The organism is Nitrobacter sp. CN101 (genome assembly GCF_055390255.1).
The window spans coordinates 920572-945478 of record NZ_AP038833.1 but is presented as its reverse complement, the minus strand read 5'-3'; the positions used below and the strand labels follow the sequence as shown (position 1 = coordinate 945478).

The 24907-nt window shown below is 57.6% G+C and carries 18 protein-coding genes and 2 pseudogenes; 12 read left to right on the top strand and 8 right to left on the bottom strand.

All coding sequences use genetic code 11. The features are described 5' to 3' along the window. Nucleotides 1–130: 130 nt before the first annotated feature. Nucleotides 131–304: a hypothetical protein gene (locus ACZ5IL_RS04485; protein WP_464595409.1), complete on the bottom strand. Its 174-nt coding sequence runs from the start codon at nt 302–304 to the stop codon at nt 131–133. A gap of 197 nt (nt 305–501) precedes the next feature. On the opposite strand from ACZ5IL_RS04485, the gene ACZ5IL_RS04480 reads away from it, so the two are divergent. After that, nucleotides 502–2190 carry an FAD-dependent oxidoreductase gene (locus ACZ5IL_RS04480; protein ID WP_464595407.1) on the top strand — a complete coding sequence of 563 codons (1689 nt, stop codon included), beginning with the start codon at nt 502–504 and terminating at the stop codon, nt 2188–2190. 33 nt (nt 2191–2223) lie between these two features. Here the strand turns inward: ACZ5IL_RS04480 and ACZ5IL_RS04475 are convergent. Then, a pseudogene (locus ACZ5IL_RS04475) lies at nt 2224–2352 on the bottom strand (Mu transposase domain-containing protein); the annotation flags it as partial. A 140-nt stretch (nt 2353–2492) separates the two neighbouring features. Here ACZ5IL_RS04475 and ACZ5IL_RS04470 point away from each other — a divergent pair. The 5 genes from ACZ5IL_RS04470 to ACZ5IL_RS04450 all read left to right on the top strand — a co-directional run bounded on the left by ACZ5IL_RS04470 (nt 2493) and on the right by ACZ5IL_RS04450 (nt 8007). Continuing rightward, a complete protein-coding gene (locus ACZ5IL_RS04470) occupies nt 2493–3179 on the top strand; it encodes a hypothetical protein (RefSeq protein WP_464595405.1) in 687 nt (228 codons plus the stop codon). 100 nt (nt 3180–3279) lie between these two features. Continuing rightward, nucleotides 3280–3786, top strand: a complete 507-nt coding sequence (locus tag ACZ5IL_RS04465; RefSeq protein WP_464595404.1) for a ParB/Srx family N-terminal domain-containing protein — start codon at nt 3280–3282, stop codon at nt 3784–3786. Nucleotides 3787–3814: 28 nt separating this feature from the next. Beyond that, a protein-coding gene (locus ACZ5IL_RS04460) for an IS3 family transposase (RefSeq protein ID WP_464593342.1) occupies nt 3815–4983 on the top strand; the annotation gives its coding sequence in 2 pieces (ribosomal slippage) (nt 3815–4079 and nt 4079–4983; 1170 coding nt in all). A gap of 908 nt (nt 4984–5891) precedes the next feature. Further along, a complete protein-coding gene (locus ACZ5IL_RS04455) occupies nt 5892–6044 on the top strand; it encodes a TOBE domain-containing protein (RefSeq protein WP_464595402.1) in 153 nt (50 codons plus the stop codon). A gap of 343 nt (nt 6045–6387) precedes the next feature. Continuing rightward, nucleotides 6388–8007: an alginate export family protein gene (locus ACZ5IL_RS04450; protein WP_464595400.1), complete on the top strand. Its 1620-nt coding sequence runs from the start codon at nt 6388–6390 to the stop codon at nt 8005–8007. Between the two features lie 478 nt (nt 8008–8485). Here ACZ5IL_RS04450 and ACZ5IL_RS04445 read toward each other — a convergent pair whose 3' ends face one another. Next, nucleotides 8486–9106 carry a TOBE domain-containing protein gene (locus ACZ5IL_RS04445; protein ID WP_464595399.1) on the bottom strand — a complete coding sequence of 207 codons (621 nt, stop codon included), beginning with the start codon at nt 9104–9106 and terminating at the stop codon, nt 8486–8488. A 24-nt stretch (nt 9107–9130) separates the two neighbouring features. Continuing rightward, nucleotides 9131–9631, bottom strand: coding sequence for an energy transducer TonB (locus ACZ5IL_RS04440; RefSeq protein ID WP_464595398.1), 501 nt, complete (start codon nt 9629–9631; stop codon nt 9131–9133). A gap of 4 nt (nt 9632–9635) precedes the next feature. Here ACZ5IL_RS04440 and ACZ5IL_RS04435 point away from each other — a divergent pair. Further along, a protein-coding gene (locus ACZ5IL_RS04435; RefSeq protein ID WP_464592339.1) for an IS3 family transposase occupies nt 9636–10804 on the top strand; the annotation gives its coding sequence in 2 pieces (ribosomal slippage) (nt 9636–9900 and nt 9900–10804; 1170 coding nt in all). 18 nt (nt 10805–10822) lie between these two features. Here the strand turns inward: ACZ5IL_RS04435 and ACZ5IL_RS04430 are convergent. Further along, nucleotides 10823–13117, bottom strand: coding sequence for a toll/interleukin-1 receptor domain-containing protein (locus ACZ5IL_RS04430; RefSeq protein WP_464595397.1), 2295 nt, complete (start codon nt 13115–13117; stop codon nt 10823–10825). 130 nt (nt 13118–13247) lie between these two features. Continuing rightward, nucleotides 13248–14849, bottom strand: a complete 1602-nt coding sequence (locus ACZ5IL_RS04425; protein ID WP_464595395.1) for an anti-phage dCTP deaminase — start codon at nt 14847–14849, stop codon at nt 13248–13250. A 1101-nt stretch (nt 14850–15950) separates the two neighbouring features. Here ACZ5IL_RS04425 and ACZ5IL_RS04420 point away from each other — a divergent pair. From ACZ5IL_RS04420 to ACZ5IL_RS04400, 5 genes and pseudogenes are all read left to right on the top strand, one after another. Further along, on the top strand, nt 15951–16373 hold the full coding sequence (locus ACZ5IL_RS04420) for a transposase (RefSeq protein ID WP_464595394.1): 423 nt from the start codon (nt 15951–15953) through the stop codon (nt 16371–16373). 483 nt (nt 16374–16856) lie between these two features. After that, on the top strand, nt 16857–17429 hold the full coding sequence (locus ACZ5IL_RS04415) for an NADPH-dependent FMN reductase (protein ID WP_464595392.1): 573 nt from the start codon (nt 16857–16859) through the stop codon (nt 17427–17429). Between the two features lie 77 nt (nt 17430–17506). Further along, nucleotides 17507–18346 (top strand): 4,5-DOPA-extradiol-dioxygenase, encoded by an 840-nt coding sequence (gene ygiD, locus ACZ5IL_RS04410; RefSeq protein WP_464596813.1) that lies wholly within the window; start codon nt 17507–17509, stop codon nt 18344–18346. A gap of 626 nt (nt 18347–18972) precedes the next feature. After that, nucleotides 18973–19956 carry a CorA family divalent cation transporter gene (locus ACZ5IL_RS04405; protein WP_464595390.1) on the top strand — a complete coding sequence of 328 codons (984 nt, stop codon included), beginning with the start codon at nt 18973–18975 and terminating at the stop codon, nt 19954–19956. A gap of 734 nt (nt 19957–20690) precedes the next feature. Beyond that, nucleotides 20691–20982 (top strand): annotated as a pseudogene (locus tag ACZ5IL_RS04400) (IS630 family transposase); the annotation flags it as partial. A gap of 174 nt (nt 20983–21156) precedes the next feature. On the opposite strand, the gene ACZ5IL_RS04395 reads toward ACZ5IL_RS04400, so the two are convergent. Continuing rightward, entirely contained in the window at nt 21157–21711 is a 555-nt protein-coding gene (locus tag ACZ5IL_RS04395) for an N-acetyltransferase family protein (protein WP_464595389.1), read from the bottom strand. Between the two features lie 29 nt (nt 21712–21740). Beyond that, entirely contained in the window at nt 21741–24098 is a 2358-nt protein-coding gene (locus ACZ5IL_RS04390; RefSeq protein WP_464595388.1) for an Orn/Lys/Arg family decarboxylase, read from the bottom strand. Nucleotides 24099–24907: the final 809 nt, after the last annotated feature.

Here is a 24907-nt window from a genome sequence, read left to right as displayed (position 1 = left end):
GCCTCAACGCGGATGCGGTTGTTCGTTACGAAGTTCGACACCCGCTTGAGCGTGGCCTCGTCCTTTGTTCGCGCCTGGTTGTAGAGCTGCCCGAAGTCGGCGATTAGCAGCTCGTTAGTCTGGAGCTCCGTCACCACGTCGAACAGGATGCGAAACCGACCTCACCGATCCCGCCTGCAATCGTCCATTCGCCGGCTGGATTGCAACCCTGCACGAGGTAGTAATTGTCGCCGAACATCTCGTCCGCATCGAAAGTTGCAGCACGAGCACCCTGTTCTGAGCAGGCGATGTCGCAGCCACGCATGTTCCTGAATCTCGATGACGAATGCAGTAGTCGCGGCTTCCGCATTAGTGTGCTGCTACCTGCCAACGCATTACGCGACCGGAGCACGAAAAGTAAAGTTTAGTAAAGAATGAAGCCCATTCAACCCGCGCCTGTCGTGAAAGCGCAGCCCGGTTGCCGCATGCAGGGTCTGGCCGAATGTGCTATGATTGTTTGCCATGCCCCCAGCACCGCAATCAGTCATCGAAACGCGCCGACACCAGATGTTTCCGGTTTTGGAGCCGGCAGAGATCGAGCGGATGCGCCGCTTTGGCAAAATACGCCATTATCGGGCGGGCGAAGCCCTGCTGGACGTCGGCAAGGTCGCTCCGGGCTTCACCATCATCCTGACCGGCCAGGTGAATGTCACCCAGCACGACCAATCGGAGCATGGCCGACCGATTGTGACCCACGAGCCCGGCTCGTTCATGGGCGAACTAGCGCAGCTTACCGGCCGCCCGTCTCTCGTCGATGCTCGCGCGGAGGACGCAGTCGAGGCGCTGATCATCCCGTCCGACCAGCTTCGCGCCTTGCTGATCGCCGAGGCGGAGCTGGGCGAGCGTATCATGCGCGCGCTCATCCTGCGTCGTGTCGGCCTGCTGGAAACGGGGGCCGGTGGACCGATCATCATCGGGCGCGCCGGGAATGGCGACGTACTCCGGCTTCAGGGGTTTCTCCGGCGCAACGGCCATCCGCAACAGCAGCTCGATCCCGAGAGCGATCCGTGCGCCAAGGCGCTGATCGATCGCTTTCAGGTGGACGCCAGCCAACTGCCGATTGTGCTGTGTCCGGGCGGACAGATGCTGCATAATCCGACCGAGGCGGAGCTTGCCCGCTGCATCGGCCTGCTGAACCCGATCGACCCCGACCGGCTCTACGATGTCGTCATCGTAGGCGCCGGACCGGCCGGTCTCGCGGCGGCGGTCTATGCCGGCTCGGAAGGTCTTTCGACGCTGGTGATCGACTGCCGGGCCTTTGGTGGACAAGCCGGCGCTTCGGCCCGGATCGAAAATTATCTCGGCTTTCCGACCGGCATCAGCGGCATGGCGCTGATGGCCCGGGCCTACAACCAGGCGCAGAAGTTCGGCGTCGAGATGGCGATTCCGGACGAGGCCGTCCGCTTGGACGGATGCGATTCCGGCCACGGGCCGCTGACGCTCAAACTGGCCAACAACGAATACGCCAGGACCCGGTCGATCATGCTGGCGACCGGCGCCCGCTATCGGCGGCTCGCGGTGGAAGACCTCGAGTCCTTCGAAGGTACAAGCGTACACTATTGGGCCTCGCCGCTTGAGGCTAAGCTGTGCACGGGCGAGGAAGTCGCGCTGGTCGGTGCGGGCAATTCTGCGGGCCAAGCCGCAGTCTATCTGGCAAGCAGCGTCAGAAAGGTCTGGATGCTCGTGCGCGGCGCGAATCTCGCCGACAGCATGTCACGCTACCTCGTAGATCGGATCACCGGTCTGCCGAATATCGAAGTGCTTGCGCACACCAATGTAACAGGTCTCGAAGGACACGACGGCGTTTTGGAAGCGGTCCGCTGGCGTCGACGGGGAACGGAGAACGAAACGCGGCAGCCGCTCCAGCACATATTCCTGTTCATCGGCGCCGATCCGAATACGGGTTGGCTCGCCGGCACCGGAATTGCGCTGGATGCAAAGGGCTTCGTGCTGACTGGCGCAGCGGATGGTACCAACCGACACGCCCTCGAAACCAATCGCCGCGGCGTCTATGCGATCGGTGATGTTCGATCGGGCTCGGTAAAACGAGTCGCCGCTGCCGTTGGCGAAGGCGCACAGGTCGTCGCAGCGCTACACGCCACTCTCGCGGCCACGAAGGACGACCAGCGCGAGCTTCGGACGGCGTCCTGACGCGCGTCGATTTCAAATGAAGCGCTGGATCACGCCGCGTCCGAAGGATCTCAGATGTTCGGCGACGATCCGTCCATCCTGACGGATCACGATGCGGTCGGCATAAGCCTGGACCTCGACCGGGCGCCCGACGGCGTTGGCAGCGGCCAAGTATTTTGTCGAACCGCGCAATACGCTCGGCCTCTTCGCCACGTCGCTGCTCGGCCGCATTCCATAACGACTATTGCGCGAAAAAGATCTGCGCGCCCCATCTTCAATTCTAGATCCGGGGTATAGTCATCGACCCATACATGGAGGGAATGATGACGATCGGACTTCGCTTTATCCCTGTACCTGCTGCTGGAAGGCCGAGAACGATTGCGCACGCCCTAGAGCTACTTCGCGTCGAAGTTGGGTTTTCGGAGCTTGACACGGCCAGGATTTCGGTTGTCCGGATTTCTCCAAGATCGAAACCGGCTTGGTCGTTTGCCTTAATCTATGAAAGCAACTTTTACGACAAGCATTTCGCGGTCATGTTGCCCAGCTGCGCAACCGTACAAGCTATACGCGACGGTGAATTAGACCGGAGAATGATCAATGTCTGCGATCTACACGCTGCTGCCGTGAACGCGGATGGCGAAGTGCAACTGGCTGATGGTTCCTTCCTCCGCGCAGTTGAAACTCAACCCGTAAACTTACCTTCGAATTTGAGCGAGCAAGACTGTCGTATCATTGATACGTTTATCAAAATGGTTGGCGGAAAGGACCGGATATACCGATCTTTACGTCAAGGAATACCCCTTGAGTATCAGGAGATGGTGCCTGATCATAGGTTCGTTGATTTCTCCGCATTTAGGGCTTTAGCCACTGACCAGAAAATCACAATTCCATTATTAAAAGCGATCGAATACCAGATTTTGAAGCGTTTTGGAGCGACGCCTTCGCTGGCAAAAATATCGGATACGCTGCGAAAGATAGGCATTCGAACCAATCAGTCGACTCGAGATTGAGGACACTTTCCTGACATGATTCCAGTGAAATCGAGATTGGTGCAAGGCACGAGAAAATGTTGGATGTAGCTGGCTTCATTCCCAAGCGAATGGGGCTATCATGGACTTGCATCAAATCTTCGAAATGCCGGTTGGCAAATTGCGCGCTGGCAAAAACAATATACGCATTCACTCAAAAAGGCAGATCGAGCAGATTATAACGAGCGTTAAGCGATTTGGATGGACTTATCCCATCCTGATCGATGAGTGCGGAAACATCCTTTGTGGTGTTGGTCGCTGGCTCGCGGCGCAGAAAATGGGACTGACGAAAGTCCCTGTGATGCTGCTCAGCCATCTAAGCGATATCGAAAAACGTGCTTTAATCCTAGCTGACAACAAAATTGCTGCCAATGCAGGTTGGGATCGACAGATTCTGGCTCGAGAGCTTGGTGAGCTTTCCACTCTGCTCCCCGAAATCGATCTCGACATCGAAATCACGGGTTTCTCCGCACCCGAGATCGACATGCTCTTGGGCGAACTGATCGATCCGGAAGCTGATCCAGCGGATCTTCCTCCTGCCCCAGCCCAAACTGGTCTGCCCCCTGAAAAGTGGTCCTCCCTGAATTAGGCTATTAGCCGTTAGAGAGGACATTGGAATGCCCCAGAAGAAGCACAAGGCGGAAGAGATCGTCGCGAAGCTGCGCCAGGTCGATGTTTTGCTTTCACAAGGCAGATCGGTTGGCGAAGCGGTTCGTTCGATCGGCGTGACGCAGTTCACGTATTACCGGTGGCGCAAGGAGTTTGGTGGCCTGAAGGGCGATCAGGTAAAGCGCTTGAAAGAGCTTGAGAAAGAGAACGACCGGCTGCGCAAGGCAGTGTCGGACCTGACGCTCGAGAAGCTGATCCTGAAAGAGGCTGCCTCGGGAAACTTCTGAGCCCTTCCCGCCGTCGCCGCTGCGTCGACCATGTCATGGTGAAGTTCTCCGTCTCGGAGCGCTTTGCCTGCAAGGTTCTGGGCCAGCATCGCTCGACCCAGCGCAAGAAACCGCAAAGCCGACCGGATGAAGAGGCATTGACGACCGACATCATCAGTCTGGCCTCACGCTACGGCCGCTATGGCTATCGCAGGATCACGGCGATGCTGCGGTCCGAGGGTTGGACGGTGAATGCCAAGCGTGTCGCGCGTATCTGGCGGCGGGAGGGGCTGAAGGTTCCTCAGAAACAACCGAAGAGAGGCAGACTCTGGCTGAATGACGGATCGTGCGTCCGGCTTCGGCCCGAGCATCCAAACCATGTTTGGTCCTATGACTTCGTCGAGGGCCGGACCCACAATGGCAGGAAGTTCCGCATGCTCAACATCATCGACGAGTTCACCAGAGAATGTCTGGCGATCCGGATTGATCGCAAGCTCAACTCGACCGACGTCATCGACGTCTTGTCGGACCTGTTCATCCTACGCGGCGTGCCCGGCCACGTTCGTTCTGATAACGGGCCGGAGTTCATCGCCAAGGCAGTGCGAGAGTGGATTGCAGCTGTCGGCGCCAAGACCGCGTTCATCGAGCCCGGAAGCCCTTGGGAGAACGGCTACTGCGAGAGCTTCAACTCGAAGCTTCGCGACGAACTGCTCAACAGTGAGATCTTCTACAGCCTCGCCGAGGCCAAGGTCATCATCGAGGCATGGCGGCGCTACTACAACACCGAGCGACCACACTCATCGCTCGGATATAAACCGCCGGCGCCAGAGGCCATCGCCTGGCCTTCAAAGCCAGCCGGATCGCTTCCGCCAGCAGCGCAAGCAATGGCCGAAAAGCCGATTATGCATTAAGACTGAAACCGGACCACCTCATAGGGGCAGGCCAGCAGCAAATGGGGTTTATTGCCGAAAGGAACTGACCGACATCGCTGTTAAGGCCGCTCGGATGGAAGCACTGGTCGTCTGTAGCGAGATATCGAAGCCAAAATAGAAACTTGCCAAACGCACCGTGACGCCTTGGACATTCTACTGGCATCTGAGAGATACAAGCGCCCACTGAAAACTCTACATCATTCGGAGAGTTTTAATGAACTCCGCATACGACAATCATTACGGACACCTTCCAGGCAATGACCGCGTACCATCTATGGCGGAACGCTTTCTTGCCTATGTCAAACGGTTCTGTCCGTATTTGAGCTAACCTCCGGGGAGTGCGCGCTCGACCGTGAAGAAAATCAACGGATACTCACACGTTACTGTTAATATCATACAACGACTATTTGCGGGCGTAAAGGCTAGCGGCGCCGGCGAGATAGTCTCAGCCCTCCCCTTTGACTGCATCAATTAGCCGTCCGCGAGCAGCGTGGCAGAATCAGGCGGCGCAAGTCCGCGCTTCCGTATCGGACGCACGCAAAGGCACGCGTATAATCAGCCTCGCCAAGCACCTCAAAAAGCGAGGTCCCACGACCATAGCTTGGCGCGACCAGGATTTATGACCCGTGACGCTTGGGCTTTGCTCACACCGTCGGCGAGTTATGGGCCACGATGCGCATTGAAGTCCGGTGCGAAAGAGAAAATCCGGCAGGATCAAGTCATCGAGCTGCTGGGCATTGCCGCGTTTCTTGATCGGTCTACGGCGCCATATCGGGCGGTGAGCGGCAGCGCGTGATTCTTGGCCGCGCCTTGTTGTCATAGCTGCGCCTGTTGCTGATGAAGCCGCTTTCCGCACTGGACCGGATAACCAGTAGACAAATGTTGTCGTGACGATCAGACACGGAGATGAAGGACCGAAGCTGCTTGCTCGCATCACGCGCGGAGCGGTCAACATGTTGGATTTCGCGGCTGGTCAAAAGATATATGCGCAAATAAAAGCAGTATGGTTGATCGCAGAACGGCAATCATCGGTTGCATGATCCGGCGTTGGTGTTGCCTTTCAGTCCCACCCGGACCTTTCATTCACCTGAAATAGCTGCTTGGTCGTTGACAACACGAGATTCGGTGTATAGCGAAAACTATATCGATAGGCTGTATAGTGAAAACTATATCGATAGGCTATCGGCCGGGGAGCATCCCGAGTCGTTCTGTTTTTAGATGATCGCTGTTCTGGGTGGTCGCGCGCGTTCCTCGTTAATGAGGAGCGCCCCGGCATGCGCGGACGGCTGCGGTCAGCCAACGACTGCGCGAAACGTTTTTCGAATGTTGCAGCTCAGCGGGGATCCGAGCCCGCATGACAGAGCAGCATGGGGGGGGGGTGATATGAATAGTTTGAAGAGTTCTTTCCTCGGCTCGACAGCGGGGCTGGCATTCCTGTCCACCGTCCTGCTTGTCGCCATCCCATCGAATCCTGCGCAGGCGCGTTCACTACACGATGAAGGCGGATGCAGCGAACCTGACGTATGTTCAAAAACGCAGGCCGAGCGGCAGGCGCAGGGAAGGCAGGACTATGCCCCACTCGCCGCCCCGAGCTGGGCGGATACCTATGCTCAGGGTTGGTCGGAAGCCCAGGTCCAGGCGCTGACGTTTCCTTACTTCAAGGCGAACACGACGAAGCCGGTGTTCACGCTCTACGACGCACTGGGACGACCCGAGAATCTCAAGATCGGGGGCAGTTTCCGCTCCCGCATCGAAGGGATCAACAACCAGTTCCGTCCGTCACCTGCTCCGCAGGACGACGTGTTACTCGCACTCCGCACCAACATTTATGCCGAGTACGATACCGGCCACAAGATCAAGATCGGCGGCGAAGTGTTCGACAGCCGCGGCTACTTGCAGAAACCGAACTCGTCAGCCTCCACCACGGAGGTGAACGCCCTCGAGCTCACCCAGGCCTATCTCAAGTTCGATCTTTCCGAGCAAACGGGCAATGGTTCGAATAGCAGCCTCACCACCGGCCGGTTCACGAAGGACGTCGGCTCACGCCGCCTCATGGCGCGTAACGACTACCGAAACACCATCAATGCCTTCACCGGCGCGTCCTTCGACTGGCAGGGCGCGAACAAGGATCAGATGACCGTGTTCTGGACCATGCCGCACAACCGGTTGCCCAACGACGTGCCGGGCATCCTCGACAATGCGATCGTGTTGGATGAGGAGAACCTGGATCTGCAATTTTACGGCGGTTCCTATACCTTCGCGAACGTATTCGGCGGAACCCTCGAGCTCTATGGCTACGGCCTGTACGAGGATGATACCGGGTCAGGCCTGCGATCGTTGCAGACCCGCAACCGCCGCCTGTTCACCCCCGGTTTCCGGCTATGGAAGGCGCCGAAGCCTGCGCAGTTCGACTGGGAGGTCGAAACGACTTACCAGACGGGTCGCGCCCGGGAGACGGCCGCCATCACCGACAGGCGCGACCTCCATGTCTCGGCCTACTTCTTCCATGCGTGGGCGGGCTACACCTTCAATACGGCGTGGCTGCCGCGGGTCTCGTTTCAATACGATCAAGCCAGCGGCGACAGCGCCAACCCTGCCACCTTCACCCGTTTCGACACGTTGTTCGGCGCCCGGCGCTGGGAATACGGTCCGACCAGCCTTTACGGCGCGGTGCAGCGGTCCAACCTGATCTCGCCGGGCATACGCTTGGAGGTCACGCCGAGCCCGATCTGGGATGCCTTCGTCACCTACCGCCCGCTCTTCCTGGCGGACGCGACCGACTCCTTCGCCACCACAGGGGTACGGGACCGTACCGGCCGATCCGGCAACTTCGCCGGCCAGCAGATCGAGACTCGCCTGCGGTACTGGCTCATCCCGGACGCCTGGCTGATGGATACCGGGGTCACCTACCTGATCAAAGGCAGATTTCTGCAAACCGCCCCCAACGCGCCTGCCACAGCCGACACCTTCTACGGCTATCTCCAGACCAGCTTCTTCTTCTAAAACAAGTTTCTTCGTCTAAAGATCATGCCGGCCCAACAGCAGATACCGCTGTGGGCCGGCACCAATCTGTAGTCCGGTCTCAGGCGGGCGGTGTAGCTTGTCAATCAGACGAGAAGTGCTCGCCGAAGGAAAAGCTTGCGCTGTACCTCGACGCCAACCCTTCGGTTCGCCGCGAGGTGGGTCATAGCTTTATGTTATTGGTCGGCCAATGGTGGGGCGATCGCGATTTTCTCGTGAGGCTCGGAGATACGGCGAGCGTATTTCTCGAGAAGGGCTCGCCGCCTTGAAATGAAACGATGAAACGACTGGCGAGGTCGCAGCGCCGATCTCCACGATTTCGCCAACACGAAAACAGGACAATCCGACGGCAGTGAGGCTCGGCGAATAGTGGTCGCGAACACGCTGCGGATTCGACTCTCATCAGCCACGATGTGGCAGTGAGGCGAGTATCTTCCGCCGGGACGACTGCCATACATACTTATTGATCGGCTTTGATCGTGGTGGCGGGCACCGGGCCAACCATCGTAATGGCCTTGATTTGCGCATAGACATCCTGACCGCGCATGAAGCCAAGCGCATGCTGCGACCGTCGCGTGATACGGGCGAGCAGCTTGGGGCCGTTTTCACGATGACCGATCGTGAGCATGACATTGATCTGCGCGTCGTCGAGCGGGTACAGGTCCTGCACCCGCACCGGCACGACGTTCAAGATTGTTGTCGGCGAAGGAGCCTCGACAGCAAGGCTGATGTCGTTCGCGGCGATCCGAACACGCTGCAAGGTTGCCGCCTTTCCGACTCGGCTCCGCACCAGCAGCGTCGCGCCATCAATGACCAGCGCCGACAAGCCATCTCCCGGATTATTGGCGCTAACGTGTGTTTCGAGAACCGACGAAGCCTCGGAGCCGCGCATGAGCGGTAAGTGGCTATCGGTCAGCAGTTCATTGAGTGGGCCGGCGGCGACAACCCGTCCGGACTGCAAGAATACCATGCGGTCAGCCAGCCGCTCAATTTCGGAGAGGTCATGGCTAACATAAAGCACCGGAATCGCGAGCGAAGCATGGAGCGCCTCGAAATAAGGAAGTATCTCCTCTTTGGTCATGCGATCGAGCGCTGACAGCCTGTCTTAATTCTTCTTCCCATAACCGACGACGAAGGCAACATTCATCTCACTTGGCGGCGGTTCGAAGGGTGCGCTGGCGCGGACGGTCGCGAGCGCGCTGGCATCGAGTTTCGACTGGCCGCTGCTTTCCGCGATCGCCAGCGTGCCGGGCTTGATCTGCCCGCTAGGAGCGAGCGTGAAGGACACTCTCGCATTGCCATGCAGACCGACTCCGCGGCCTTCATCTGGGTATACCAGATGGGCCTGGACCTTCTTGGTCAGGCGCTTGACGTATTTGCGTAGGCGATCCGCCTCGAGATCCCGCTCGGCTTTAAGAATCTGCGCCTTCTGCTGTTCGTCGGTGTCCTGCACACGGCGCACCTGAGGAGGAGCAGGTTGTTGCGGCGCGGAGATCTGTGGTTGTGGCTCCGGCGGCTTGGAGCCTTCATCCTCCTGCGGCTCAGTGGTCTGCCCCCTGAAAAGTGGTCCTCCCTGAATTAGGCTATTAGCCGTTAGAGAGGACATTGGAATGCCCCAGAAGAAGCACAAGGCGGAAGAGATCGTCGCGAAGCTGCGCCAGGTCGATGTTTTGCTTTCACAAGGCAGATCGGTTGGCGAAGCGGTTCGTTCGATCGGCGTGACGCAGTTCACGTATTACCGGTGGCGCAAGGAGTTTGGTGGCCTGAAGGGCGATCAGGTAAAGCGCTTGAAAGAGCTTGAGAAAGAGAACGACCGGCTGCGCAAGGCAGTGTCGGACCTGACGCTCGAGAAGCTGATCCTGAAAGAGGCTGCCTCGGGAAACTTCTGAGCCCTTCCCGCCGTCGCCGCTGCGTCGACCATGTCATGGTGAAGTTCTCCGTCTCGGAGCGCTTTGCCTGCAAGGTTCTGGGCCAGCATCGCTCGACCCAGCGCAAGAAGCCGCAAAGCCGACCGGATGAAGAGGCATTGACGACCGACATCATCAGTCTGGCCTTACGCTACGGCCGCTATGGCTATCGCAGGATCACGGCGATGCTGCGGTCCGAGGGTTGGACGGTGAATGCCAAGCGTGTCGAGCGTATCTGGCGGCGGGAGGGGCTGAAGGTTCCTCAGAAACAACCGAAGAGAGGCAGACTCTGGCTGAATGACGGATCGTGCGTCCGGCTTCGGCCCGAGCATCCAAACCATGTTTGGTCCTATGACTTCGTCGAGGGCCGGACCCACAATGGCAGGAAGTTCCGCATGCTCAACATCATCGACGAGTTCACCAGAGAATGTCTGGCGATCCGGATTGATCGCAAGCTCAACTCGACCGACGTCATCGACGTCTTGTCGGACCTGTTCATCCTACGCGGCGTGCCCGGCCACGTTCGTTCTGATAACGGGCCGGAGTTCATCGCCAAGGCAGTGCGAGAGTGGATTGCAGCTGTCGGCGCCAAGACCGCGTTCATCGAGCCCGGAAGCCCTTGGGAGAACGGCTACTGCGAGAGCTTCAACTCGAAGCTTCGCGACGAACTGCTCAACAGTGAGATCTTCTACAGCCTCGCCGAGGCCAAGGTCATCATCGAGGCATGGCGGCGCTACTACAACACCGAGCGACCACACTCATCGCTCGGATATAAACCGCCGGCGCCAGAGGCCATCGCCTGGCCTTCAAAGCCAGCCGGATCGCTTCCGCCAGCAGCGCAAGCAATGGCCGAAAAGCCGATTATGCATTAAGACTGAAACCGGACCACCTCATAGGGGCAGGCCAGACTCTTCTGTAAATCTCTTCGCCGCTTGACGTCCTAGTGCACCTGGCGTTGCTATAGCAATAGCACGAGGAACGCGCGACTCTGGTCGGCCATATATGTAGACTTCATCCGGGATTATGACGTACCAAATATCTACATTCACGTCGTCATTCTTCAGTGCACTTTCGATCGCATCAGAAAAAAGTCCCGTTGTGCGATAGAGCGCCTGATGACGATCTTTAAGCAAGATCGAGTTGATCACATCGGTTCTTGAAAGCACAATCGTTCGAGCCGGGCTAAGTGGCCACGCTGCACCAAACACCGCTTCAAATCCCGGAAATGGTGGCGAATTTCTTACATCAGAAGGTGCTCGCCTAAATGAATTAAACTGGTTGCTCCAACGTTGAAAGAGCTCGACCCCCTCCCGCGTTCCAACGACACCCACTCTAATCGCCGTCGGATTCCGAGAAAACTCGACAGGGCCAAACTGCATCAACCCTTCCTTCGGATAATCCGTCGTTTGACCGTAGCCCACCGCTACTGCTGGCTCGGATAGCGTGAGCAAACGAGGTCCCTGGACCTGGAGCCCGTGTCGTTCAACAGCGCTATTAATCGATATATTGTGAACAGATAGCCGAGCCGAAATACGAATGTATTCCGTGTCTGAGACTGGAAGCTGTATGGTATCCTGACCTTTTGCAATGTAGGTAAGAATTGCAACAAGCAGATCGCGCCATCTCGCATTCCACCAGCTCCGGCAGAAGCCACGCCTCAAAGAATGCTGCTTATCAGCGTCTGGTATGGGGCTGATACCATCGCTAGAGAAAAGCACATGTGGGATAACTCTTATGGAGCCATCAACGATGCTTGGCCTCGCTTCGACTGCGAAGTGCCAATAAACACCACGCCTCGGGCTTTGGCCGACGATCGCTTTTGTGCGCTCGACGCCTTGATGATCCTTAAACCGAACGCGATTTCCATTCCTGTCAGTGTGCTTTACAAACCAGCAAATTGAGCGATTGGCAAGTTGATGGCTCGACATCCCAATCGAAGCACAATAGCGATCCCAGGACTGTCGGGCGAGGCTGGATAGACTCCGCGACATTTCTCCGCGATCTGAGAACACCAAATCATTCGAACCGGGCCACTCGTTAACTGACAGCACCGTTTCACCGGATTTCTGAATCTGCCCCCCGAACGATTGAGCTGCGTTTGCATAAGTTTCAAAGGTGACATTTCCGCCCTGAATAGAATGATTAATAAAGGGCAGCTCAGAGGCGGCAACACTACTTTTGAACCTCCTGATGACGGTAGGCCAGCATGTTATTGCGATTTTATTCTCGAACAGCCAATCCCATTGAGGGTCGCTTGAAGATGACGAAGGATTGCGCGTCCAATCACCAAGATCTACCGTTCCTTTCGTGCGGGGCACCCGGTCCTGATCAAGAACCTTCAAAAGTTTATGAAGCGCGTCCGCCAAGTTGAGTGAGCCATCAATGATATTCTTTCGAGCGAGATTGGCGCGCACCGCGGTGAAAGGAAGATCATCAATACGAACTGGGACAACGAAACGCTCAAGCGCCTCAGCGCGTTCGGTGGCGATAGCAACATTAACCTCATCAAGCACCCCAGGCTTCTGATGCCCCCGCTTCGATAGCAGGACGATTACCTTCGCTGCGCGCTGGCGAATGGCGTGTTCGATAGTGTCCCAAATGAGCTCGCCGCCCACAATGCGAGTGACGTCCGACCAGACCTGATATCCGTGCGCGGCAATACGCGAAGAAAGCCACGTCGCCATATCATTGTCTTCCGGATTTGCGTGACTTATAAAAACGAGATCACGCTCGGCATGTTCATCCGGGCTTCCCTGGTTAGGCCAGCATGCAATATCCCAACCTCTTCCATCTTGGTGCGGCAAGCGATTTGCGATTGCCGTAAAATAATTTTCACTGAAGAGATCGTGGTCGATAAAAAAGAAAATCGGTCCAAAAAGACCTTTTTTCTTGCGAAGAATATTGACTTGGATAGCGTCTATTAGAAGCGAGGGATTAAGAAGCCCGTCTCGCGCAGCAGTTACTCCCAGGACCCCCGCAACGTCATAATAATCGACTCTGTTTTTCGCAAATAGGGAGAATAGAGTGCGCCGTTGTATTGTGCCGCGAGCAAAACTTGGAGCTGGCCTCAAATCAAAAATAATCCGCGGCTTTGCATCTTGGATCAAACTCACCAAGCGCTCTGCGTCGAGCTCACCTGCTTTTATGAAGCCTAGCGTGTAGGATGACGATTCCGAAAACAGCATCGGCTGTCTCGTGGGCATCGTCGCGGATTGGGGCTGTGAGTGATTAACGCCGTCATGCACTCTGACAATGCGCAAGTGAGGCCGTGAACGACCCTCGCTCATAACAAGATATCCTTTGTGAGCGCGGTCTCTAACTCGGCATAACTCTTCGTCGATAAGTCATAGGGAGTTCCCAGTCAGGATCTTGAATATCTAGTTGCCCCGTGAAGGAGTTTTTCAGCTCGCGGTCTTTCTCGAATGCGCGGCGATACATTCTAGGCGCAACGCCAGTAAACGGCCGAAACAAAACGCGGCGCTCGATAGTCTCTTTATTACCATCCACCTGTTCGCTTGGAGGCTTCCAGCCTTCCCGACCCATTTCGAACTGAATAGAGTCTTTATGTAGCGTGAGCGCCTGACTCTTGGGATAAGGCTCAATGAACTGAACCTCATCGATTCCCGCTGAAACAATATGCCGGGCGCAATAATGACATGGGAAAGTTGTGACAAACAACCGGGTACCGACGGTAGTTACTCCCATTCTACCGGCACTTAGCAGCGCGTCCATTTCGGCGTGAACAGCCCGACTGAACTCTAAGAGATCACCGATCCTTCCCCCGCGAATTCGCTTCAAAGCAGCATCGCGAAAACTCGCGTCCTTCAGGCGCGCGTCATCCCCAAGCACCTCCTGGAGCAATTCTTCTGCGATTGCCTTTTGGTTAGAGGTATTGCTGCAGTATTTGTTCGTATAGGCGCAACGATGATCTTCCGTTCCGTGTACAAAGCCCGATCCGTAAACACCTCCACCCGCCTTTGGCGCCTCGTTCGTTCCTGTTGCCACCAAGTTGCCAACCCGGTCGATAAGAGCCGCACCAACCTGCCGCGACATACAAGCGCTTCTCATTGCAGCACCCGCTGCAGCGTGCATTGCGGTTTCTGCGGTTGTTGGACGAGCAACTGAGGCATGCGAGACCAGCATGGTCAAGCGCTCCAAATCCTGGCTTACCTCCCACTTTGGGTTCCCTTTCCCATCCCGGAGAATTCGCTTCTCGGTGTTATCGACGAAGAAATCAGACAAATGAAATGCGTCCGAAACTCGCTGCCCATGCTTTTCCGGCGCTTTAGCATCCCGTTGCATGAACTTCTTCGCGGCCGCCTCGCCCGCATCTTCATACTTGCTGGAGATCCTTTTGAGCCGCTCCTCGTATTCAGACACAACGCCAATCAAAACAAAGGCGTCACCGTAAATGCGCCTTAGCAGCCCGACCTCAGCGGGATGTCTGACGGAGTCGATAATGAACGCGCGCGGCTTTCCGTCAGGAACGACGGGCTTCTCTGGCTCAGCTTGCGACCCTTGCATTATAGCGCGTTCGCGTCGGATAAGCGCGACTGCTCCTCTAGCAACGGCCGCATGATCTTTCTGCCGAAGCTCATCTCCCGCGTCTTGGTATTTGATCACATCGGCAATGAACTTTTTGTCTTTGGTCGTGGCGATCGTTCGCCCCAATCTTTTCATGCCTTCTTCAATGACAGTCCGCGCCTTAATGACGGCGACTTTGTAATTGCTCCCACCGGAGACAACTCCCTCGAGCGTTTTCTTTAGCGTCTCTGCGACGGTCGTGTTTCCGGATCCGACGTGACCGACGATTCCAAAAATGAGTTCGTTAGCGACACTTTCCGCAATCACCTTTTGAGAAGTTGGCATACCCTTCGGCGCGTTTACTGGATTTTTCGTTGCTGCTGTGAATGCCATGGGATCCATTGAGAATGAAAGCCACATTCTACCATGGATTGCGCTAGAGCGGTCTCGCGCGAACTATTTTCTTATTTTTTTGAGTTCTTTCGTGGATAACTGAAGCGTGGGCGCGTGAAGATCGCCCGTGACGTCTATAGATACAGGAATTCAAATTCGCCGCGATGGCCATCAGCTGCGATCCAAGCCAGCATTCGTTCTTCAAGCGCAGGCTCGGCTAGAACGTCCGCTATGGGGTTAATAACTGACGTTTTCCTCCAGCAAATTACTTAGCCAGCTTTTCATCGACGCGACGACGCCACGAGTACTACTCGAGAGTGACCTCTCCGGATTAGACCCCACAATCGCAGCGATCCGATATCCTTTCAGCTCTTTTCTTTACAGCGCCCCCGATCGAGTGGTTCTTTAGCCCAACTCAAGCAATGCCGTCGGGCACCGACGTCACGACAAGTGCGTCGCTCATTCGTCCAGTTGCGCCCCCCGGCTGTGGCTGTGAATTGATGAAATCCACGCCCCAAACAAACCGAATTCCATTATCACTAATCGGAATGGACTGCCTCCGTCGGGCGGCAGTCTGGATCGAACTATGTCTCCAGTCTTGGATTCCCAAAAACGGGAATATTCGGGGCGACAGCCGGAGACTTTTGGCATTTCAAGCGCCTCCGACCATGAAAGGGGGCGCACGGAGGCGAAAGCTGAACGCACAAAACCCGCCATTGGCGGGGCTTTTCGCTAATCCTTTGGAGATTCTAGAAAATATCAGACTGGATGGCTGGCGACGCAGTGACGCGCAACCAAATCTCCATTGAAATTCGCTGCTAACAGGGAATTTTACAGGGAATTTCGGCCGTTTCGCGCGCCAGAGACGAAAATCAATGCGAGAAACGTCCGTGATGCAGTCACTTCTAGAAGAATTCCCTGCAAATCTTATCAGGGAAATTAGTTCGAAGAACAGGGAAAGGAAACCTCGAAGCAGGGAGCGAACTTGCACAGTTGGTAAGCGTTGCATTCTTGCACGCTTGTTTGGGCTCCGAACAGATCGGGCTGCTCGAAAACGAGCTTCGCGAGCGGGCACGCCGAGACGAAACCGCCAAGCGATTGATGACGATCCCAGGCATCGGTGTCATCTGCGCAACCGCTATGGAGGCCCTTGCGCCGCCGCTGGAAAGCTTTGCAAGGGGGCGCGACTTCGCGGCCTGGCTCGGTCTCACGCCACGGCAAAACTTTTCTGGCGGCAAGACTCGCTTGGGCGGAACCTCGAAAATGGGCCAGCGCGATCTGCGCCGGCTCCTTGTCAGGGGCGCGATGACGGTCGTTCGATGGGCTTCGCGCAAGGGAGCGCTCGAGGGATCCTGGCTCGGGCGCATGATGAAGAAAAAGCCTCGCTTGGTCGTTGCGGCGGCGCTCGCGAACCGCACAGCGCGGATCGCTTGGGCCTTGATGACGAAGGGCAAGGTTTACAGAGCTTCGGACGCGATCCGCGCGCGAGGCGTTGATCGCGTTTGGGGGTCGTCGAGAATGTGAGCAGGTCGATCAAGGGTAAGGGCAAACGGTCAATGAGACGGGGTCGGGAAAACCAGTGTGTTTCGGAGCGCTTCGAGCGCGCCACGCCGATTTGGACCCGATCCGCGCATCTCCATACAGGCCCGCGGTGTGTGAACAGCCGCTTCATGAGGCCGGACACACGAAAGAGCTTGACCACATGCGCGAGCCCGAAGAAAAAACTCTTGCATTCCACGGGACGTCCACACACGAAACACATACTGGACATCGCGATACTCCACTTGCCATGCGGGAAATGTAATGCTCCGCCCGGAAATTGGGGAGTCGGGTTATCCGACGACGGACCCCGGGAACCATTAAGAAATTGCCAATATATTGAAGCAGTCTGGAGTCGGTCCCAAGCTGTAGCGGCTGGACTCCCATCGCGACGGGCTTCACTTTCGGCCATGGCCACGAAGTCGCGAGAGGCGCCGAGCGGGCTCGTCAGAACAGCGAGGAGTTAGCATGCAAAAGCATCCTGTTGGATATCTGATCGGTAGCCTTGCTAAGAACTCCATCAATCGAAAACTCGCTCTGGCTCTAGTCAAGCTGGCGCCGTCGCACCTCGAAATGACGGAGATCTCCTTCAACGAACTACCGCTTTACAGCTACGACTACGATGCGGATTTTCCGCCGGCCGCGCGCGCCTTCAAGGACGCCATCGCCGCTGTTGATGCTGTTCTGTTCGTCACTCCCGAATACAACCGATCGATCCCCGGCGGCCTGAAGAACGCTATCGACTGGGCAAGTCGGCCCTACGGCAAGAACTCCTTTACGCGCAAACCCTCGGCCGTCATCGGGACCTCCCCCGGTGCGATCGGCACCGCGGTCGCCCAGCAAAGTCTCCGCAGCGTTCTGAGTTTCTGCAATTCTCCGCAGATGAATGCCCCGGAAGCGTACATTCAATTCACGCCCGACCTCATTACCGATGATGGGGAGGTCACCGCCCCATCAACCGAGCAATTCCTGCGTAGCTTCATGGAAGAGTACGCGGCCTTCATTGCGCGCGTGCTGTCGGTCCTTCCCCGGGACGCCTGAATTAGAACGGCGATGCTGGCATCGCGGGCGCTTTTGAACCTGTAGAGTATTTGAACGGGAGTTTTGAAGTGGCCATCATGCCCGCCCTCTTCATCGGTCACGGTAGTCCGATGAACACCCTGGAGGATAACGGCTACACACAGGCGTGGCGGAAGCTCGGACAAACGCTGCCACGACCGCGCGCAGTGCTGGTCGTGTCGGCGCATTGGTTCATCGGGGCGACCGCGGTGACCGCCATGTCCCACCCGCGCACCATTCACGACTTCTACGGCTTCCCCAATGAACTGTTTGCTTTCGATTATCCCGCACCAGGCCTGCCGGAATTAGCTGGCGAGGTGGCGGAGGTTGTCAAGCCGCACTGGGTTGGTGCCGACCGCGATCAATGGGGCCTCGATCATGGCACCTGGAGCGTGCTCGCCCATCTCTTTCCGAAAGCCGATGTCCCTGTCGTCCAGTTATCGATCAACGCTCTAAAGCCGCTGGACTATCACCTTGACCTCGCCGTCAAGCTGAGTGCTTTGCGCAAGCAAGACGTGTTGATCATCTCCAGCGGCAACGTCGTGCATAATCTTCGCCTCATTGAGCGGAGCCGCCCGGACATCGGCTTCGACTGGGCACACCGCTTCGATGACATGGTGGCTCGCCAGATGACCGAAGCCCCTGCCGATATTCTGACAGCGGTCGAGCATCCCGACTTTCACATGGCTGTCCCCACACCTGACCATTTTATCCCTCTTCTCTATACAGCGGGATTGGCCGCGGCGGACAGGGATGCCCAGGCTCTGCTCCGCGGGTATGCCATGGGATCGTTGTCGATGACCTGTTACGGCGTGGGCATGAAGGAGGTGGCGTGCGAAGAAGCAAACGGAGCCGCGCAGCTCCCCAAAGGCGTGCCGCCCGAGCAGACCAACATCTAAACGCGCCTCGCTCTTGCAATACGCCTCGCTGACACGCTCCTACCTGGCTTATCGCGATTTAAATCCGGACATATTGATGGTGCAGTCCGCCCAGAATCGGTCGACAGAGAATGCGTCCGGCTGTCTCGGCGGCACGTGACATTGGCGCGTTCTTTTTCAATCATAAGTGAGTGCGCGTTCTGTTGTAGTAGCTCATGTACGAGCCCGCGCGGTACCATCTTATAACAGTGTCCGGCTTAACGATCGCAAGCGCACGACAGGTCTGAGGGAACAACCGGTAAAGACCAATGAAAATCAATCGGTCAATTAGGTTGAAAGCAAGCTTGCGAGGCGCCCCTCGCCGAAGCACATTGATTTGTTGCCTCAATACCAAAATCTCGGCCTCAAGCGTAGCTCGCGACCGGAAAAGATCCGTGAACATCAGCCAGATCAGTCTGCACAGGTCCAACATCACGCGACGGCATCACCCGATTCTCAATCAACTACCAGCCGGATATGGTTTGCGGTAGGGACAGGCGGCTAGAAGCGTTTAAGTTGGCAAAGACGCTCGATGGGGTTTAGATAGTTGTCATTAACCGTCACTGCATTGACGTATTGCCTGCCTCGCACAAGCAACGGGTTGGCGGATGGACCAGGCCCTCGCCGAAATCGGCATCATCTCGGCCTATCGCTTCGCGCGAGACGGCTCCGCGACGAAGCTCGACATCGCCAACCTCGATGCGGAACTCGCTGATCCGCACGGCTGGCTGTGGCTACATTTCAATCTGTCCAACCGTCGCTGCTACGACTGGTTCGCTAGGAGCGCGCAGCTGTCCGATGTTGCGCGCGAAACCCTGCTCGATACCGACGAGCATATCCGCCTTGATATCTTCGACGAGGAGATCGCTGGCGTCTTGCCTGACCTGCATCAGGAGTTCTTGCAGGAGGGCGACGAGCTCCTACGGGTGCACTTTGCGATCTCGTCGAAGCTAATAATAACCGCCCGGCGCAAACCGCTGCGCGCGATCGAGCTGACGCGGCGTGCGATCGACGGCGGCCGCAAGTTTCCCACTCCAGTGTCACTGTTCGATGCGATCATCGACCAGTTCGCCGACGTGATCGGACGCTATTCGGCGAGCCTAGGTGACGAACTCGATGTCGCGGAGAATCACGTGCTGCACGACGAGATCGACGATGAGCGATTGCGGCTCGGCCGCGTGCGCCTGAAGGCGATCCGCACGCGACGACAGCTTTCGCAGGTCCGTGCGCTGTTTCATCGCATGGAGACCCGCGACGACGTCGAATCCGAAGTCCTGCTGTCGGCGATGCGCAAGCTTGCGCAGAAGTTCGACGCGCTTGACTACGAGTTGAGCGCGGTCTACGAGCGCGCGCGACTGCTGCAGGACGAAATCGCCGGCCGCATGACGGAGATCACCAACCGGCGCCTGTTCACGCTGTCGGTCCTGACCGCCTGCATGCTGCCCTCCACGCTAGTCACCGGTTTCTTCGGCATGAACACCAAGGACATGCCGTTCCAGACCGGCGACGGGGGCACCTGGTACGCGCTGCTGCTGGTGATCGCCGCGGGAGCACTGACTTGGTGGCTGCTCCGGCGGACCAAGGCGCTGTAAGCATCGTGGCGTTCGTTTTGGCCCCGTCCCGCTCGACCAGCCAAGTGTAATTGCTGCGGTAGCCTCCCTGCCGATCGGATATGCAGACGAATCGGGCATCCACCTAACCTCGAGATCATTTCTCGTGCAGAAGCCGGCGCAATGCACCGGTGCCGCTCAGCGAGCCCTGTCATAACCAGCTGCCATTCGTCTGCGTTGTCGGGTTGCTATGAAGGAAGAGGACAGGGCTCCCGACGTGCAATGAACGACACTAAGGCGCAGCCTGTGCTTGAGCGCGCCCACTTCCATGGCGGCTCTTTCAGTCAGCGTCCAAGTTTGATTGCCAGCACTCGCTCGCCGCTCGGCCCATGCGCTTGAAATCGATCTCGTCCGCGAGTCGAACGGAAACCGGGTTCGGCACGTCGCGCGACGATCGTCGCCCTCCAGCTGCGGCGAGACACAGGTAGTGCAGACTCATTACCGTCGAATATGAGGTGAATGGGATCGATGGAAACAATCACGGTCAGCAAGGTCGCCCCGTTCTGGCCGCCCGTGATCAGATTTCCGGCGTCGAGGCGCCGATCGGAAATACGCCCGGCTATGAGGGCTGATCAGCGGGGTCCCCCGCTCTACGTCGGCCGTGGCGATCTCAAGCTTGGCTCGCGCCCGCTCGAGATCGGATTTATACTAAATCTCGGAGAGCGTGACTCTGTGGAGCTTTTCAAATCAGCGGCGGGCTGATTCCACATGGCGAACGAGGGAGTTCGCCATGCCACCCCTCGCGCGACCAGCGAACCGCCTCCACTTTACATCTTTGGTGCGATCTGCCCGAAGGACGGCAAGGGCGCCGCCCTCGTGATGGTTCCACCCAACATCACGATCCTGCCGCTGCCAGCGAAGTGCCAGGAACTTAATCCGCAGAAAAACGTCTGGCAGTTCATGCGCGACAACTGGTTGTCGAACCGCGTGTTCAAGTCCTACGAAGATATCGTCAACCACTGCTGCTGCTACGCTTGGAACAGGCTAATCGATCGTCGAAATGCGTGATTGGCGCACCGGTTTTGATTAGCGAGCCTTGGTATTACGAGCGCTCGACTACCGCAGGTAGGTTTGGGAGGCTTGGGACACGTATTATAGTAAATTCATCCTGCAATTTCTGGATCTGCAACGTATTTCTAGACCAGGGTGGCGCGCGACATAACCAGCGCCACCAGCAGAAATTCAGCGACCGAAGTTGGAAAGGAGTGGCGGCTCGGTTACACCGACCCCCAGCGACCGCTGCACCATGATGGTGTCGGCCCAGCGGCCGTAGCGATAGGCGACGCCAGGCAGCAGGCCAGCCTCACTAAAGCCGAACTTCACGTGAAGGGCGAGCGACGCCGTATTGTCGGCGTCGATATAGCCAATCATCTGCCGAAAACCAGAGGCCGCGCAGGTGTCGATCAGTTGCTGTAGCAATAGCTGCCCGACGCCGCGACCCTGATGCTCGTGACGGACGTAGATCGAATGCTTGACGGTGAAGCGGTACGCCGGCCGCTTGCGGAACGGTACCGCATAGGCGTAGCCCACGACTTCACCGCCTGAGATCGCGACCAGACTCGGCAGGCGGTGATTGCGCAGGTTTTTGCGCCGGTCGTGCAAATCCTCCGGCTCCGGCATGCTGTCGTCGATACTGTCCTCGATCCCGCGGCGGATATGGCGGCGGTAGATCGAAAGCATCGCGTCGACATCGCCGTCGCGCGAAGGGCGGACCAGTACCGGCAGTTCGTTCGTCATGCCCGGGTTCCTGGTTTGCATCGGCCGATTCATTCCGAGGCCACGTAAGTATGCAACCGGGTGCGACCGGATGCATCGACTTCCTTGTAGACGCCTTGAATCTCGACCTCGAAGCCCGGAAACATATTGAAGCAGGTCTCGAACATCTTGAGATAGTCGATCATCGGTTGCGCCCGTTCGGTGAGCCGTTCGCCCGGCACGATGGTGGCGATGCCCGGCGGATAGACCACGAACGGGGTGGTGGCGATGCGGCCACCGATGGCATCGATCGGTAAATATTCGACATCATTGCGAACGAGATAGCGCGTCGCATCACGTGGCGACATCGCGATCTCGGGCAGATGCTCGGGAAGGAATTGTTTCCCCTGGAGCGCGCTGACATTGGCGCCACGGAAGAAGCCGTGCATCTCGAGGCAGAGATCGCGCAGGCGCACGCCGGCATAGCGAGCCGATCGGCGCCGATGGAACTCGGGAATCACCTCTTCCAGCAACGCGTTGTCGTCATGCAATTTCTTGAACGCGACGAGGCCGCTGATCAAGGTGCCGGCCTTACTGGCCTCGACGCCGGGCGAGAGCAGAAACAGTAGCGAGTTGAGATCATTCTTTTCCGCCACGATGCGGTTCTCGCGAAGATATTGCGCGACGATCGGAGCGGGGATGCCATGGTCGGTGTAGTCCCCGGTCGCGTGGTCGAAGCCCGGGGTCAGGATCGTGAGCTTGTTGGGATCGGTCATCGCAAGGCCCGTCGCCAGCTCCGGGAATCCGTGCCAGGCAGCGCCTGGCCGCAGCTGCCAATAGGACGGGTTGGTGGCGAGCAGGTCGGTGCTGATGGTCTCCCATGCGACGTTATGCACCGCGCCCTCGCGGGAGACATCGGGGATCGCCACGCGGTCCGGCACGAACGGCTCGAAGAACCAGCGCCGTTCCGGACGCAGCTCCTTCTCTTCGAATTCGCGCCGTACCGCGCGCATCTTCTTGCGCAGTTCGATGCCGAGCCGGATGGTATCGTCCCACAACACCTCACCGGAACGGCCCTTCATCATCTGCGCGCCCACGTCGAGCGATGCAAACAGTGGATAGAATGGCGACGTTGAGGCGTGCTGCATAAAGCTTTCATTGAAGCGGCGGTGCTCGATCCGCCGCTTCTGCCCCTTGATGTGTCGGTCCTTGAAGTGGATCTGAGAGGCCTGCGAAAAGCTCGCGAGCTGTTTGTGGGTCGATTGGGTCGCAATGATGCCCGGCGCCTCGCCATCGAGGCCCGAAAGGCCCATGGCGAAGCGGCCGGCATAAAGCGGGTGGAATTTCATGAAGCCGGCCCAGGCCTCGTCGAACAGGATGTAGTCGCAGAGATGGCCGATCCGCTCGAGGATCATCTCGGCGCTGTGGATGATGCCGTCATAGGTGCACGCTTCGACCATGGCGACGCGGAACGGGCGCGGCTTGCGCCAGGCATCCGCGTCCTTGACCAGTGGATGGCTGCGGATGCGCTCGCGCAACGCGGTCTCGTCGAGCGCGTCCCAGCGCATCGGGCCGATCAATCCCCAGGCGTTGCGCACCGTCGGGATATAGACTGGAATGCCGCCGGCGATCATCAGCGCGCCGTGATGGGCGGCCTTGTGGTTGTTGCGGTCGAACAGCACGAGGTCGCCGTCGGTGACGAGCGCGCCGAGCGCCACCTTGTTGGACGTCGAGGTGCCGTTGAGTACGAAATAGGTCTTTTCGGCGCCAAAGATCTGCGCCGCTTCTTTCTGCGCTTTGAGCGCCGGGCCTTCATGGGTCAGGAGGTCACCAAGGTCGAGCACGGAATTGTCGAGGTCGTCGCGGAACACCGCTTCGCCCAGATGTTCCACAAACACCCGCCCGATCGGGCTGCGGCTGTAGAACACCCCGCCATTATGGCCCGGGCAGGTCCACAATTGGTTGCCCTCCTCGGCATAGTCGACAAGTGCGCCGAAGAAAGGCGTCTTCAGCGTCTCGGCATGTTGCTTAAGGCGGCTGATCAGGTTCTTTGCAATGAACGGCGGCGTCTCCTCCGACAGGAACACGTAGCCATCGATGAAGTCGAGCACCTCGACCGGCAAATCCTCGAACCGCTTGCGGCGGATCAGAAGGATGATCGGAAAGTCGAGGCCCCGCCGCCGCATCAGATTGATCAGCGCAGCGGTCTTGCCCTCCAGCCCCTTCTTGCCCCAGTCGACCACCATGCAGCCGATCGCTGCATCGGTCTGCACAGCGATCTCCGCATCCTCGAGCTTTCGTGCCCTTACGACCTCGAATCCGGAGCGCTCGATCTCCGCGACGATTTGGTTAAAACGGAGACCCTCGAGATCATCGGTATCGAAGACGGGGGCAGCGAACAGGAAGGTGAAGCGGCGGAAATAGTCCATCGGTGCCCCCGGAGGCGGTCGGACAAGCTGTTGGCGTATCGAATAATGCCGTCCGCCGTACTTGCAGCCGATAACACAGCGCGTTGCGCTGACGGTCGTCAGGTCAAGCGGTCGTTGCGCGGAGATGGCGGCGGAGTGACGGATCGTTACTTGTGTTCTGGCAACAAAACTAGTCGGTAGGTTCGCAACTTGTCATCCTGCCAGGACTCGAGAAGTTGGCCGCAGAGCGCATAACCAGCCCACCCGACCGTCCAACCAGCAAGCTTAATTCCGCGACTTCGTAAGCCGATGAGCAGGTGCAGGTGAGACCTGATATTTTCATGGACAATCTACAGCATTCCAGCCGCAACGTTTTAAGGTGGAAATTGTCACAATGCCCGGAACAGGCCGGCGAAAAGCCCCAATGATTTAAGCGCCGTTCTTATGATTTTTATGACACTTCACACGGACGGTAGCTGTTTCTAGAACGGCTGATAGGTCGAGTTGGGGTCATTCTCTGGCGAATTGAGCTGTCCGCAACATCTCGGCTTACCCCGATTGCGACCGAAGAGTGCACGCCAAGTCGGTTGCTTTGTGGACATGCACTGCAAAATTTCAATCAAGCCTATGCCAGAAGGTCAAACGCCATACCAGCCACCGCGATGCCCACAAAGCTTAGATCGCAGCGAAGATGCTCGCTCTATGGAATCGCGAGCGACAGTATAATTACTCACCTCCAAGGTGCAAAACAGTCGCCCCAAGTTCCGCCGCCAAATCAAACCCGCGAACAGAATTTGAATGGGACAGCAAAGTCACATGCCGCAGCCGGC

Coding starts and splice junctions, on each gene's coding strand:
- ACZ5IL_RS04485 (WP_464595409.1), bottom strand. CDS start 304: ATGCGTGGCTGCGACATCGCCTGCTCAGAACAGGGTGCTCGTGCTGCA.
- ACZ5IL_RS04480 (WP_464595407.1), top strand. CDS start 502: ATGCCCCCAGCACCGCAATCAGTCATCGAAACGCGCCGACACCAGATG.
- ACZ5IL_RS04470 (WP_464595405.1), top strand. CDS start 2,493: ATGACGATCGGACTTCGCTTTATCCCTGTACCTGCTGCTGGAAGGCCG.
- ACZ5IL_RS04465 (WP_464595404.1), top strand. CDS start 3,280: ATGGACTTGCATCAAATCTTCGAAATGCCGGTTGGCAAATTGCGCGCT.
- ACZ5IL_RS04450 (WP_464595400.1), top strand. CDS start 6,388: ATGAATAGTTTGAAGAGTTCTTTCCTCGGCTCGACAGCGGGGCTGGCA.
- ACZ5IL_RS04445 (WP_464595399.1), bottom strand. CDS start 9,106: ATGACCAAAGAGGAGATACTTCCTTATTTCGAGGCGCTCCATGCTTCG.
- ACZ5IL_RS04440 (WP_464595398.1), bottom strand. CDS start 9,631: ATGTCCTCTCTAACGGCTAATAGCCTAATTCAGGGAGGACCACTTTTC.
- ACZ5IL_RS04430 (WP_464595397.1), bottom strand. CDS start 13,117: ATGCTGTTTTCGGAATCGTCATCCTACACGCTAGGCTTCATAAAAGCA.
- ACZ5IL_RS04425 (WP_464595395.1), bottom strand. CDS start 14,849: ATGGCATTCACAGCAGCAACGAAAAATCCAGTAAACGCGCCGAAGGGT.
- ACZ5IL_RS04420 (WP_464595394.1), top strand. CDS start 15,951: ATGACGATCCCAGGCATCGGTGTCATCTGCGCAACCGCTATGGAGGCC.
- ACZ5IL_RS04415 (WP_464595392.1), top strand. CDS start 16,857: ATGCAAAAGCATCCTGTTGGATATCTGATCGGTAGCCTTGCTAAGAAC.
- ygiD (WP_464596813.1), top strand. CDS start 17,507: ATGCCCGCCCTCTTCATCGGTCACGGTAGTCCGATGAACACCCTGGAG.
- ACZ5IL_RS04405 (WP_464595390.1), top strand. CDS start 18,973: ATGGACCAGGCCCTCGCCGAAATCGGCATCATCTCGGCCTATCGCTTC.
- ACZ5IL_RS04395 (WP_464595389.1), bottom strand. CDS start 21,711: ATGACGAACGAACTGCCGGTACTGGTCCGCCCTTCGCGCGACGGCGAT.
- ACZ5IL_RS04390 (WP_464595388.1), bottom strand. CDS start 24,098: ATGGACTATTTCCGCCGCTTCACCTTCCTGTTCGCTGCCCCCGTCTTC.